This window comes from Bythopirellula polymerisocia, assembly GCF_007860015.1.
Lineage (GTDB): Bacteria > Planctomycetota > Planctomycetia > Pirellulales > Lacipirellulaceae > Bythopirellula > Bythopirellula polymerisocia.
Genome location: NZ_SJPS01000001.1, coordinates 818,730 through 832,942, shown reverse-complemented (window position 1 = coordinate 832,942; position 14,213 = coordinate 818,730). Strand labels below are relative to the sequence as shown.

Sequence of the window (14,213 nt, the reverse complement as noted above, 5' to 3'; positions counted from 1 at the left end):
AGACAAGCGGTGTTGGAATATTGAGTCTCCTGCAACTAACCGTTCCACGCTCCGAATCCTAGCGAATCGCTGATCCACAGGTACCGTGCAACCCCAAATTGCTGCATGCCCGCAAATAGCCTGTCCCGCCAATCGACGACTTCTTCGATGGACAGCTTGGCTTGTTCGTGGAAGTCCGCTGTCGGCATGATCGCGTCCTTCATGTCCACAATCAGCTGCATGCACAGGTGGATATTCGGTCTGACTTCGATAACCACATCGTCGATTTCGGGGAAGGCGTTCAGAACTTCGGCGCAAGTGTCGAACACTTCTTGCAATACCGGCTGGGCACGGGTTGTTTCGTGGTCGAGAAATGACTGGAGTATCGACAAGCCCAATTCGTCGAGATCGTCCGGCAGCCGGTTAAAATCCGCCATGTGATCAACATGATGAAACAACAGCCCGTAGGCCGCCGCGAAATGATCAAACTGTGCCCAACTTGGTTGCGCATCCCAGTGCTCTAGTCCCAGCCGAGGCCAAACGTCTTCTGGAGTGTTCTCTGGTTGCAGCCGCCATGGACTCTCTTGAAGGTCAGGTGGCTCCGAGTAAGTCACCGCCTTGAAATGTGGTAGCACCTGACGTTCCAAGCTCTTTCCCCCCACAAGAGGAACTAGAATAATCGCTGACCAGAGCAAGTCGAATGCTTTCACTCTCACAATCTTCTCTCGATCTGGCCGAAATGCGCCGACCAGTTGATGCCACATCCTCTCCACGGCGTTCAGCGTTGCAAGCGGATGGTTTGTGTTATAAGAAATCCATAGAGTAGGCATGCCATTCCACGGTACGGTTTCGGACAAGATGCGTGCCTCAATACCTTCTTTGCGGAGTGCTTGAAGCGAATTCTTTAATCGGTTTCTCGTTTGCACGAGCAAGTCGCCAACGCCGGTGGGTTTCCGGGGTTTGATCTTCCTTGGGCGTGATCTCTTATTTGATTTCCCGCCGTTTTCTGCCGGAATACCGTCGATGAAGATGCACCATGCGGTGATTGTTGTCATGATCGCCCTGCGTTCACGCTCACAGAATACCGAATCTGCACCGGGGAGTTTGGCATCTCCAAAGACCGTTCGTGTTGCTCTTTGTAGCTGGTCCACGGCGGCGCATGCGTCGACGCCATTGATCACTGAGAGACGAATCGAGTGTTCGTTGATTCCTAGTGTCGACGCCTTCGCCAGTAGATTGTTCTTGGCCGATTGTGATTCGGCATTTCTCAAATACGGCACGAGGACCATGCAGTCCAGCACCTGGGACATGAAGTTTCCAACTGTTCGTGTGTATTCGCTTACTGCTTTCCGTACCGGTGAAAATCGTTGTGATCCAGAGTATCGCTCACTTCGAGAATCGGTGGCGTCCCCTGATGAGGTTTCGGTCACGAACCCCCATTCATCGACAGCCACTTTTGGGAGCAAAAACTGCCCATTGAGTTCCTTTCGGCATTTGTCCCATTTGGTGGGGTTTTGAAGCGCAACGCCGCCGCCCGCTGGCGGCGGCTTCGCCAATGATGGGATCGCTTGTCGCAAGTCCACTATCGCAGCCAATACACTCTCTCGCATTTTTTGAAGTGATTGGAAGTAATCTGCCCAGCTATTAGGCCGAAACCTGCGTTCTACATGGCCGCGTGCTAAGGCATTGAATCGCGGTGGCCATGTCGCGTGCAGATTCTTGGCTAATACTCCTGGTTTTTCTGCTTCGTCTGAAGACTGTGTAACAAGCGACATACGGTGTCCGTAACCAACTGCACCGTATCGCTTCTTTCCTGCAAATAGGTTGCTTAGCAACTCCACTCGCTCAATTGTCAAATCGTGAATGGTTGCTTCGGAGGCCCTAGACCGATTCCCACGCGTGCGAAGTACCGTCGACTGTCGATCGATGTCAATTGCGTAGTGAGCTACCACAGCATCGTCGGTTTCATCCAACTCGGCGATGGCCGCTTCACTCCGTAAGTGGGTGACCAAGTCCTCGCGATGTGACTTGAGCCACTCGCAATACGTTTCAGGGTCGCACGTTCGGATGCCACGAATGAACTCTCCAAGCAAGTACACGTGAAGTTCGTTGAGCGCCGTGTCGATGACATCTCCGGTGATCGCTTCGCAGAGTGAAGATTCGATCTGCAAATGCCCAAGCCAAAACACAAGTTCCCCCATTGCGATGAGGTTTTGCATATCTTCGGGAGGTGACGGCGGCTTGGTAAAACTGCTCAGCCAGTTACGCAGGCCCAAGAATACATTGCCCTTGTCGGACTGCCTTACCTTCACGGAGCGTGCATAGTCAGCCGCCTTGGCAGCTTCGTCCGAAATGTGCTCAAGGCTCTCGAACAGCCGAAACCCCTCCTTTCCCAGCACCTGCCCCAAATCCCAGTCGAGGATGGCATACCAGCCGGAACTCACTTTCTGGACAACTTCATCGAGAAGCTCAATGTTTTGCTCACTGTATTCCTTGATCCCGTTCCACATGAGCGATGCTGCTACTCCATGAACGCCTATCCACGTCTTGGGTCGAAACTCATCCAAGGCAGCAGTCAGGACTTTGGACGAATCGGGATTGCGGGAGAAGGCGCAGAGCAGAAAGCTCTCCAAGTCGTCTTCGACGATCAGCGGCAAAGCCCGAGAAGCCGCTTCGGCCCAAGGGCATGCAGCGGGGTCGGTCAGCTTGTTTGCGATAATCTCGCTACGAATCGAATGAAACCCCTCGACATGACTACCTTCCTCTGAGACGCGAATCAAGTACTCGTCGTTAAAGCGTTCAATCGTGCGTTGCGGAGCAACGAGTTCGCAGCAATCGAGAAGTTTCGCAAGGTCCAGCCGGGCCTCATAGGCCGAGGCGACAGCCACAAGCCGTAGCAATTCCAGTTCGCTCTCACCTCTTTCGCCACGGATTACCGCGTCTTGCAGTGCTTCGATTTGTGACGATATCCGGTCTGCGAGCGACTCTTCCTGTGTGATGTAGTAGGCAAACTCAAATAGTGTCTTCCTCACGCCAAACTGATTCCAAGCGTCGTCGAAATCAAGGTGACGTGATGGGTCTGCGAGTGCTTCCAATCGACGGTAAATCGGCTCGGCTTCTTCTTTCTCAAAAGACAGTGGGACCTCGGCAAACGAAAAGTCGGCAGGACTAATTCGTGCACGGGTCCAATCTTCCTCGCGGATTGTGACTAGAACTCGAATTCCGACGACAGACGCAAGTTCACGAACGACCTCGGACCAGTAGCTGTCGCCAGGCCTCACATCGAGATAAACCAAGGTGGGGACTTCAACTGTTTCGGCATGGCCTATTAGTGCCAGAGCGAGCCGCCGTGCGTGTTTCAGGTTCGATGAAGTCAGAACCTCTAGACGAAAGTCTGAGGGGGCGAATTCCTTTACATACCGGTAGGCGAGCGTTGTCTTTCCTTGCCCGGATGCGCTGTGGACAACGACGACGTTTTGACGAGTGAAGGCAGTGTGAATCTCCCTTAAGAAGCGGTCGCGTGGGACGTCGAGGTCCGAATGAATGTGGTCAAATCGAACGCGTCCACCCCGATAGTACTCCTCAGCAAGAACGCGTTTGTCGCCACCAGCGTTATCTGAGGGACCGATTGGAACGATAGATGTGTACCACTCATCGTGGTAAGCGGCACGCTGCGACAAAAACTTGCCGATACGTCCAACCTTGGCTATGGCTCTGCTTCTGTCAATTCTCAACTGCGATTCAGAAGAAGTGAGTAACCACCACATTAAGAAGTCGAATGCGTGTTGGGCATCGACTCCTGTGATGGTCTTTGTCAGCGCACTGACAACTGCGCCCGTTAACACATCTTCGGCGACCGGAGTAAGCTCGACGTGGTCGATTATGTTCTTGGCGTCAGCTTGCGGTAGCCCTGGAATGGTATGCGTCTTTGTCTTCCCATCGGCCAGCTTTTGCTCGCGTGTCCGAGTTTTGGTTAACGTCTTCAAGACCCGTGCCTGCGCGGTGGCGTCTCCAGAGACGGCGTTCTGAAGGTCGGGACCAATCGGCCCGAAAGATGCAATGCGAACGATCGTCGACGAACCAGCGGCACAGTGTGGGGCGATCCGCTCATAGAATGACGGCTTGAAGCTCGACGCAGCGAGGTTGTCGCTGTGGTCCTTCACCTGAACGATCTCGACGAGCGACCCGGCAGCGTCGAAAACTGCGAGATCTTCGTTCCCCTCGGGCTGAATCACAGACCCTTCGGGTAGACCATCATCGAACAAGCGAAACAAGGCGTATAGTGCCTGCCGCCGGTAGCCTCGATATGTTGGCGTAGGGTCGTCCGTGATCATGACTTATTATTATATCTCATAACACCCTCGACGCGTAGGCAACTAGGCTAGGCAGAAAGTCTATGTGGCTGTCAACGTTAGCCCGCCTCAGCCCGACACAGGTATGATGTTTTAATCTCCCAGAAATCTTTATCTGGGAAATATCGGCAATCTGAGATGTTGTGGGAGGTTCGTTAGTGAGTATTAATACCCCCTCTTCGCAAATCAAAGAATTGCAGAGGTTTCCCGCCTGCGCGGGAAAGACGGGACAAATTAGAGGCTAGTTGTTAGGCGCTAGGCGCGAGTCAGATGGAGTTGGGGCTGGGAACGGGGGGTTGGGGAGACGGGTAGATTTATGATTTATGATTGATGGAGGTGGCTAGTGGTGCGTGGCGGGTGGTGGGTTGTTGGGGGTTAGTGGTTCGAGTGCAGTGCCGGAACTGCGCACGGCTTGTTCCGGCCTACGCGCTTACCACCCATACCGCGCGATGCACCACAGCGCGCTGAGGCCGTCGCGAAGACCGATTTTTTTGCCCGAGTCGTGGCGGATGGGGACTTCCATGATGTGCTCGCCGGCTTTGGAGAGCTTGGCGGTGAATTCTGGTTCGAAGCCAAAATTCTGGTTGTTCAAGACGCTGGAACTGATTAGAACGAGGGTGGAAAAAGGGTTGCCCAGGAGGTGAATTGTCCTATGACCAGCCAACAAGAAACGTCGATCGTAGAACGTTTGTGCAATGCGAGAAGTCCCCGCAATTATTTCGACTGGGAAGAACAGGAAGGATACTACATCACTGCGTGTCGTGCTTCCGGCGAGGATATTCCTCAGCTGATTGACATCGTCCGTAAATGGAGTGATCCGGAGTGGCTAAGCAGCGAAAGTGGACTTGATCGTGACTTGGATGGCATCGATTTGCTGCCCGTCACCGCATGGAGAACATTAGCCGACTTAAAGTCCGCTGCAGCTGTTCAACCGCTGATCGACATGCTGTGTGAATTGGACGACGAATTCGACGACTGGGTATCGGAAGAATTGCCACATGTCTTTGGAAAGATCGGAGAACCTGCCATCGAACCGTTGGTTCTCGTTGCCCAAGATGCAGGCACGCAGGAGTTCGTTCGCTCGATCGCGGTAAGAGGGTTGCGTTGCGTGGCCAAGTATCATGAGGAAGCTCGGAATCAAATTACTGCTTACTTGACCGAGATGATGGCGGACTCCACCGAGGATAGTATTCAATTCAATACGACGGTGCTTGTTGAATTAGTTGATCTACGAGCCGTTGACGCTGCCGAAGCTATTGAGCGAGCTTTCGCCAATGACTTTCTCGACATTGGCATGATGGGAAAATGGGAGGATGTCCGGCAAGCGCTGGGAGTAGAAAGCCTTGGGCTGGAGATGCCCAGAGACCCTTACAACTCACTGGAGGATCTTACCAAGGAAGTGGGAATCGGCATTTTTTCTACTCAACCAATCTTTATGTTTGGCGAAATAGATGAGGATGCCGAGCAAGCCTACTACGAGCGCGCGTGGGACCTCTTTTCCAATTCAAACGAGGCTCAACAGGTAATCGATAGTGATGGCGAGCTGGGATGGTTTCGATTGCTGCTTGAATTCGGACTCAACTACCTCGGCGAAACCATCGACATGATGACGGTTGCCAGTCTCACCGAGTTCGTTTTTGAGTATGTTCCTCGCAAAGTCTCAACCGAACCGGAGGCGGCAGATTCAATTGTCTTTGAACTCACGAAGTTTTGGGAATACCTGGATCGCGCGTTTGAGGTTCCAGACGCGAAATCGATCATCGAATGGCTGAATACGGAAGGAGTCGTGGGAAGGCTAAAATCAGAATTGTCTGACCCCAAGAATTTTGGAATGGCCAAATCGTTTTTCATGTCTGGAATGGATGCCGGTTACGACATGACATCGGAAACAGAGATGGCTGAATTTGTGGAGGCGTACAATAATAGCTCGTTGCCATCTAACAACGTGTCAGCGCCTGAGACAACCGTTTCCCGGGGCGAAAGGATTGGCCGCAACGATCCTTGCCCGTGTGGGAGTGGGAAGAAGTACAAGAAGTGCTGCCGATAATAACTGCAGCAGCTCTGCGATATTCGCAAGGGGGTTTTGAAACACCGGCATTGGCTTTATCCACATTTCGCAAGGATAATGGAACTTCCTGAGCGAATCTCGTCTCGAAACAGGAAGATACTGCTCTGCCCAAAACCGATTATCGCAACATTGAAGTCGATCCGTCCCGTTGTGGAGGGCAACCGGTATGCGAAAACTACTCTGCCGTGGAGGACTGTAGCATGGTTATTCGTCGAGGTGTGTTTCTTCTAGTGGTCTTCTTGAGCAGCAGTTTTGCTTTGCTGGCTGGCGAGCTTGAACAGCCGGTACGGCTTTCAGCCGATGGCAAAGTGATCGACACCGGTGAGGCATGGGGCCACAGCAGCCCTTGCGTCGAGGATGTGGACGGCGATGGTTTACAGGACCTCATCGTCGGCGACTTTAGTGGCAAGTTTCACCTCTACAAAAATGTGGGAACCGCTTCAAACCCCGAGTATACGGACGCGGGACTCATTCAGGCGGGGGATGAAGATGCGAATGTACGCATCTATTGTTGCATCGGTTGCCAGGCCCGCTTTGCTGATCTCGATGGCGATGGCATCCGCGATATGATCAGCAACTCCTATGACCCGGGGCATTGCTATCTCTTTCGGGGTTTGCCGGAACACAAGTTGGCTGCCCGCGAGGAATTGCTTGACAAGGCAGGCGTACCGGTCCGGAGTTCGCCGGAGCAGCAGCAGAATTACCAATCTTTCGGTAGTTTTTTCACACCGGTTGATTGGGATGCGGACGGAGACTTTGATCTGCTGATCGGCTGCTTCGACGGGCATCTCAAGCTCCGCAGGAATGAAGGGACTCCCACTGAGTTTAGCTTTGCGGCGGAGAACGAAACTATCCAGGTCGGTGACGAACCCTTGAAGGTGGAGGCCCATTGCTGTCCCGTAGTAGCCGATTGGGATGGGGATGGAGTGTGGGATATCGTGGCGGGGAGCGACGATGGGAGTGTCACCTGGTTCCGCAACATTGGCACAAAGGAAGCCCCCGAGTTTGCCGCGGGTGAACTCCTAGTCGAAAAATGTCGTGGTGAGGGGTATGACAACTTGCTTTGGAGCGAGGACGACATTGTGCCGGGTATTCGATCGCAAGTTGAAGTAGCCGACTTCAATGCCGATGGGAAACTTGATCTGTTGGTGGGCGATTTCTATTCTGCTTACGACTTGAGAAAAGATCTTTCCGACAGCGAAAAGGACGAAGTCCAGCAACTAGTTTCCGAGCGAGCGGAGATTGCTCAGGTCTTCGCGGACAAAATGAAAACACTTCGTGAAGATTTTCAGGAGCGCTATGCGGGCGACGAGATTTACTCCGAAGAAGCGGACGAGGCGTGGTCGAAGGCCTACACGGAGCTGAAGGAAAGCCAGGAATATAAAGCGATGGAGGCAGACGAAGCTGAATGGGCGAAACAGATGCGTCACTACCTGGCAAGAACACGAGGCGAGGAGGACAGTGCCTTCGATCTCGCGATTTCACATGGCCATGTCTGGGTGTTTCTCCGCAAAGACGAACCCGAAAGCAAGACGACTAAGACTGCCAGTGTGCCACGCACCCGTCACACTGAGGACAAGCATGTATCTGCGACCCTTAGGATGAAGAGTGAGCACGCCGAAGTTGGGAAGAGAACAGAAGTCATGGTCGAACTCGATATCGCTCCCCTGTGGGAAATTCGCTCACTGGATGCCAAGCCGCGTGAGATTGCCACGCGGCTTGAACTGCAACTGCCTGAAGGCATCGAGGCTGTTGGTGATTGGCAAGTGCCCAAAACTGCCCGCTCGGTTTCGCCCGATGGCCATGCTGTATTCGCGGACAGGGCACTTTTCACACGCATGATTGAGATCACCCAAAAGGCTGCCAAGGGAGAGCAATCCATTGACTGCGCAGTCCACTACCAAGCCTGCAACGAGCGGCAATGTTTGGCACCGACTCAAGTCGATTTAAGTGTTCCACTTACCGTTGAATAAGTGCGGATTGATAGAGGCCGGACTAAGTAAGATGAGTTCCGGCATCGTGCCACAACACGCATCGCAGTGCCGGAACTGCGCAGGGCTTGTTCCGGCCTACGCGCCTACCACCCATACCGCACAATACACCACAGAGCGCTGATCCCGTCGCGGAGGCCGATCTTTTTTCCGGAGTCGTAGCTGCGCGAGTCGTAGCGGATGGGGACTTCCATGATCTGCTCGCCGGCTTTGGAGAGCTTGGCGGTGAATTCTGGTTCGAAGCCAAAGCGGTTTTGCTCAAGAGAGATGCGCTCGAGCAACTCTCTGCGGAAGACCTTGTAGCAAGTCTCCATATCGGTGAGCTTCTGGCCGGTGAGCCGATTTGAGAGTGCTGTTAGTAGCCAGTTTCCCCAGCGATGCAGACGCGAGGGGTCTTGCTCGGCGTTGGCCAAAAAACGCGAACCATAGACCACGTTTGCGGTGCCAAGTTCTAAGGGCTTGAGGAGTTTCGCATAGTCACTCGGATCGTATTCCAGATCGGCATCCTGGATGAGAATCACATCTCCACTTGCCGCTGCAAAAGCGGTCCGTAAAGCGGCACCTTTGCCTCGATTGTAACCTTGAAACAAGACTTGGATACCGGGTTCCTGGGCAAGTTCTAACAGTAAAGTCCGCGTACCATCGAGACTATAGTCGTCGACGATGATGATCTCAGAGTGCATCTGGGTGGCTTGCACTCGGCGGACGATCTCGATAATCGTATCGCGTTCGTTGTAGACAGGAATCACCACCGAGACAGCCAGCGAGGTGTTTTTCCGTGTGTTACTTGCAGGAGGTAGTGGAACGCACTCCGCTGAAGCCAAGGAGTCTTCTGCCTCTGCCAGGGTGGCTTCCATCCGCTCCAGATACTCGGTGTCGCTCGTGGGTAACTGCGGGGTGGATTCAACAATACTTTGTTGTTCCGTTGAGATCGGCGTGAGTGTTTCTAGCATGTTGGCCATGGCAATTCTACTTAAAGTTGGACGTCGGATTGGACGGCTTGCGGGTTCTCACTGGCGAGTTGATTGCTTTCACTACGAATCGGCAGCGCGGGCCAGGGAACTTCGCCTTCGCGGGGGCTGGGGTCTTGCACCCTCTGACTCAGAGGCATGTAGTCAGGGCTCGTGGGGTCATCGAAGCGATAACTACGGCCCCAGATTTCTGCAACGCGGTCGCGGTAGAGGAGCACCCAATCGGGATTCTCCTTCTCTCCCTCGGCCCGCATGATGGAGCGCGGATGTTCGTAAAGTCGATCGATGAGCACTAATTCGGGCTCGCCGTACTTGAGTACTCGCCTGCCATCGATCGGTCCCGAATCAGGTCCTCGCCAGCGTTTGCCGTTCGCCTCTCCCAGCAAGAAATCGAAATGCATGTCGACCACTTCGGTCGGATAGCAGGTATCGTAGCGACCATCAAAGGCGAGCGTCACGTCTGGAGCGAGGGCGGCAATCGCATATTGGGCCCAATTGAAAGACGCTACCAGCTTGCCATCCAAGTGCCGGTCGGCCATGAATTGAATCGCATCAACTGGATAAAGTCCACGGTCAACAGGGAAACGTTTGAGCCGTTCGTCGAGTGCGAAACTTTGCAGTGCGATCACTACCAAGAGTGCAATCACTGCGCTGCGCCTCATCCAGGGACTGAGTGCAAACTTTCCGCCGTTGGTACTCTCGCTTGGCAATAGGCAACCCATGGCAGATTGAAAATGGGGTGCAATCCAATAGCCACACAGCAGTGAGACAAATGCGACATGTCGCAGGTGCATAGCCGACTGCCAAACAACCAATAGCAGGATGACCACTTCGACCCAATCACGGCGCTTGGAGGTTGCCAGGAGACTTCCACCCGCGATTCCAAGCATCGCTAGCCACGGCCAGAACACGGGGTCACTTGGATGGGGGGCAAGCCACTCGGTGATTTCAGGTCGAGGCTGGGTGAGCGATGTCGCCAGCCAACGGTGCAACTCCAGGCCATAGGGATTCACCAAGGTTGCTGCGAGGCATGCCACTCCCACCAATGCGAGGTGACCCGCCTTCGACCATGCGACATTTTTACGATTGATGATTAATTCTAAAATCCTTCCACCCAGATATGCGCCGATGATTGCCACCCCGGCCAGGAAGCCACCGTGCGAGTTCACCCAGAGGGCCACCACAACAGGAAGCATCCACACCACCGGCCAGCGAACGGTACGCTGCTCATGCCAGTGGCAAAATGCGCGGTCCAGGATTACTAGCACGAGTGCACAGTACACGAAGCTCAGCAGCTGCGGGCGAAGCAGAAAGAATGGTTGCAAGTTCGTTGTCACCACCAGCATCCAAACCCATGCCATGTACGGATTTGTACCTCGGCAAACGGCGATCCAAACCATCGACAGTACTACTGCCATGCCCACCAGGCACTTGGCGACCAACATGCCCGTTCCACCCAGATGTTCATGTCCAAAAGCCAGGGCGAGTTCGGCAAGGTTTTCGTGATTGATCCACCGATAGCCCTCGGCCGTGAAGGTGTGAGAAGCGGTGCGTGGCAATTGGCCCTCAGCGAGCCAGTCCTGGGCATATTGCACGTGTCCCCAGAGATCGGGATCCACCAAATTGAGCGTCAGTGGCCAAGCGCATCCCAGTGCCAAGGCTAGGAGGGTACCCCATTTGAAGAGTCGAAATTCACGCCGGGCAATCTCGTCGGAATTGCTCTGGCTTGTTGGCTCGGTGGCAGATTCCAGGGGCGTGGTCATGGCGACAAAATAGGGGATCTAGCTAGGGGGCAAAATGGGAAGATATGGAAGGATGCGAAGACAGGCCCAGCATGTTTGGCGAACCCGACTGTCCAAGGCTTTGTGGGCGCAAGTCCTCGACAAACTTTACCCCATCGTTCGAGTCTAAGACGCCAGTTGACACACACACACGAGTCTTCGGGTAGTTCTTTTTTGGACTAGCTACTCCCATCGGGCCAACCCTTACAACCGGTGGTGCCTGGCAATCCTGTGGAGACACCAAAAAGCGAATTTGTCCACTTCGCTAGCGGTTTCTATAGCAGAGTGGGTCAACCCTTCAGATTCGCGCTTGGCAGATTCGTGGGCTTTTGGTAATTTCCTTTTCCACTCGTCGAGAAGTCCTAATCTTGAAGCACGATGCGGCGGTGGAATTATGCGGCAGGATGGTCGCGATACCAGGAGCGATGTTTCGACACCCCAGGAAGGGAAGCCTTCCGAAGGTTGGCTGGGCAGGTTCTGTGGTTGGATCGCGTACTTGAAAGCCCTGGAAACGGTGCCGCATGATGGTGCCAGCACACAACTCAATCAGCAAAATCTGAGTTCCGACAGGCTGACAGGGAAGGAAGCCGCGATGAGCCAAGATCAAAAACAGCAGCTTCGTGTTCATATCCGCTGGATGATTCGCCGCGATATGCCCGAGGTACTATCCATCGAACGTGAAAGCTTTGAGTTTCCCTGGTTCGAGGAAGACTTTATCCGTTGCTTGCGGCAACGCAATTGCATCGGCATGGTCGCCGAGCAAGGGGAACGGGTTGTCGGCTTCATGATTTATGAGCTGCACAAGACTCGGCTCCACATTCTCAACTTCGCAGTGGCAGGTGGCATGCGCATGCGTGGCATCGGTAGGCAGATGGCAGAGAAACTCGAAGGTAAACTTTCGAGTCAGCGCCGCACCAGAATCACACTCGAAGTCCGTGAGACCAACCTCACGGCACAGCTGTTCTTCAAGCAGGTCGGCTTTAAAGCCACCAATGTCCTGCGTTCTTATTACGAAGACTCTCCCGAAGATGCCTACGTGATGCAGTATCACTGCGCGTCAAACGAGTTTGTCGAATCGATGGTAACCAATCGTATCGATCGTTTGGCTGGTTAGGAAAAAGCTATTAGCCAGAATCGCTTTTCTCCTTACCAATAGTTCCTACCCGTATCTGAACTTGGTCATATTGGTCGATTTGGCCGCGTGTTTTTCAAAACAAAGTCGGCACAATTTTGGGGTTGAGAGTTCTCCAGGCTGCGCAAATCGAGAAAACAACACTAGCGAGACTTGGTCCCCGCTTTGGTTGCCGTCTCCGTGGCGGTGCTCTTGTCTGTCGGTTCCAGCTTGAGCGAGTCGATCATCTGCCGTTCCGCGTCGGCAAATTTTGCGCCCTGTGACTGCTCCAACGTCACCCCCAGAGAGAGCCGCGGGCAATCGTTCGCCGCTACCAGATAATGTCGCCACTCGATCGGCACGTCCTTTACCGTCCCGTTGGCGATCACCCCCAGGCAGTGATACCCGAGCGGAGTCTCCCACTCAGTGGACGCCGAGACCGTTTCAAGCTTATCGCCCAGCGCCTCGCGGACGTCTCGTTCAAACTCATCGAGTTTCGTCTGCCGTCCTTCACTCCGCGGCGGTAGGACATTTACATTGCAATGCGCAGCCAACTGATGGTCGTGCAAATAGCGAAAGGAGAACAGGTCCCGCTCCTCTGCCGTCACATACCAAGCGGGGTCATATTCGAAGCTAAACCCGCTCGTCGGCGACTGATAAACCAGCTTCCGCTCCAAGGGGCGATCGGTTCGGCTGGCAATTGCCGCGAGATCCTTAGGCACGCTAAACGACTTGGCCCGCGGATTCACGGTGACAAAGACCTTCGCCACTACGTCCAGTCCCGGGACAATTTCGGTAGTCTTGCGGGATTCCTTGATTGCCAGATTGAAACCCGTGATCCTCTTCTTATCCAGGTGAAACAGGTACGCTCCTCGCAATTCCATCTCTGTCGGCGCGCCATCCACCGTTCCATCCACTGTCCCCGCCATCCGAATCTGCACTTCGCGATTGGTAAGTTTGGTTGCCACGCTCGAAACATCGCAGACGGCCAGGTGGTCCATCGCCAATAGCGTCTGCATGGTCTCTTTGTCGTGCTCCCAGCTTTCTCCCTCCGCCATCTCCTTGCCAGGCAGCAAGCGGTCAATAGCGAGCGAATTGGCGACAATGTTCACCAGATCGTACTGCTCGCGAGTAAGGACATTCGCCGTACCGGCGAGCGTGATTTCCCCGCCACGAATCTCCGCTAGCAGCAACTCGTCGGGCAATTTCCGGTCGCTCGATCGATCGTCCACCTCAATGTGGGCCTCCGCGCGGTCATATTGCCGCACTGATCGGGCAGGCTGCAGCGGATCTCCCGTCCAGGCCACGATCTTCTCGCGATAAGTAAAGTGCCCCAGCACTTTCAGGGGTAGTTCTTTCACTTCCGTCTCGCCGGTGACGAGCATGTCGCCTCCAACCTCCAGTTTGACAGTTACCTCGGCCGTACTGTCCGCTGGGATCTCGGATTTGAGAAGATAGGTAGCCGACTCCTCGGCCTTTAAGGATATCGCCTGGATGGCGATTGACATCGTTACAAGTAGGGAAAAAGCAGCGTGCATAGGAGCGACCTCGTTAATCTTCGACAACCAGAACGGGGTAAGAAGAGCGGAGTGTATCGGTGATTCCAGGCTAAGAACAGAACATTTTCGGGTTCTGGAGCCTGTTGCTGACTGCTGTCTGGACAGTTGCTAGTCCGTCCCATGCCCGTAAATGCTCCAGAGTGGTTGGCAACTGCCAGAAATTTACCTTCCGACTCCCGAGTTAGACGAATTTGTAGAATTTCCAATTTTTCCGCAAGTACTTTAGTTCCAGACACTTACATTGCTCGATTGGCTCCCTAAGGGAGGTTTTTATCTATCGGTAGATGAACTTTCTATCGACCCAAAACCACTAATATGCGTACAACCTGTAGGCCAGAAAGGGTTAGCAATATCTTGGCGACCGTCAACATTGCTAGCGACTGGTCGAGATTCTAGAAGAA

Annotated in this window: 8 protein-coding genes; 3 read left to right on the top strand and 5 right to left on the bottom strand. The window is 53.9% G+C overall.

Translation table 11 applies throughout. The features are described 5' to 3' along the window. Nucleotides 1–35: 35 nt before the first annotated feature. Entirely contained in the window at nt 36–4,313 is a 4,278-nt protein-coding gene (locus Pla144_RS03305; protein ID WP_146447877.1) for a hypothetical protein, read from the bottom strand. Nucleotides 4,314–4,761: 448 nt separating this feature from the next. Then, complete coding sequence (locus Pla144_RS24430; protein ID WP_197530355.1) at nt 4,762–4,923, bottom strand: hypothetical protein; 162 nt, start codon at nt 4,921–4,923, stop codon at nt 4,762–4,764. 60 nt (nt 4,924–4,983) lie between these two features. Here Pla144_RS24430 and Pla144_RS24425 point away from each other — a divergent pair, with 60 nt between their 5' ends. Both Pla144_RS24425 and Pla144_RS03295 read left to right on the top strand, forming a co-directional pair. Further along, on the top strand, nt 4,984–6,378 hold the full coding sequence (locus tag Pla144_RS24425; RefSeq protein WP_197530354.1) for a DUF1186 domain-containing protein: 1,395 nt from the start codon (nt 4,984–4,986) through the stop codon (nt 6,376–6,378). 221 nt (nt 6,379–6,599) lie between these two features. Next, the gene (locus Pla144_RS03295) at nt 6,600–8,372 is read left to right on the top strand and encodes an FG-GAP repeat domain-containing protein (protein WP_146447876.1); all 1,773 of its coding nucleotides are present in this window, start codon (nt 6,600–6,602) and stop codon (nt 8,370–8,372) included. A gap of 104 nt (nt 8,373–8,476) precedes the next feature. Here Pla144_RS03295 and Pla144_RS03290 read toward each other — a convergent pair whose 3' ends face one another. Together Pla144_RS03290 and Pla144_RS03285 are read right to left on the bottom strand one after the other, a co-directional pair. Further along, nucleotides 8,477–9,352 carry a glycosyltransferase family 2 protein gene (locus Pla144_RS03290; RefSeq protein WP_231936141.1) on the bottom strand — a complete coding sequence of 292 codons (876 nt, stop codon included), beginning with the start codon at nt 9,350–9,352 and terminating at the stop codon, nt 8,477–8,479. Between the two features lie 11 nt (nt 9,353–9,363). After that, on the bottom strand, nt 9,364–11,124 hold the full coding sequence (locus Pla144_RS03285) for a hypothetical protein (RefSeq protein ID WP_146447875.1): 1,761 nt from the start codon (nt 11,122–11,124) through the stop codon (nt 9,364–9,366). A gap of 412 nt (nt 11,125–11,536) precedes the next feature. On the opposite strand from Pla144_RS03285, the gene rimI reads away from it, so the two are divergent. Then, nucleotides 11,537–12,256 carry a ribosomal protein S18-alanine N-acetyltransferase gene (rimI, locus tag Pla144_RS03280; protein ID WP_231936139.1) on the top strand — a complete coding sequence of 240 codons (720 nt, stop codon included), beginning with the start codon at nt 11,537–11,539 and terminating at the stop codon, nt 12,254–12,256. Between the two features lie 161 nt (nt 12,257–12,417). On the opposite strand, the gene Pla144_RS03275 is transcribed toward rimI, so the two are convergent. Next, complete coding sequence (locus Pla144_RS03275; RefSeq protein ID WP_146447874.1) at nt 12,418–13,791, bottom strand: hypothetical protein; 1,374 nt, start codon at nt 13,789–13,791, stop codon at nt 12,418–12,420. Between the last annotated feature and the right edge of the window lie 422 nt (nt 13,792–14,213).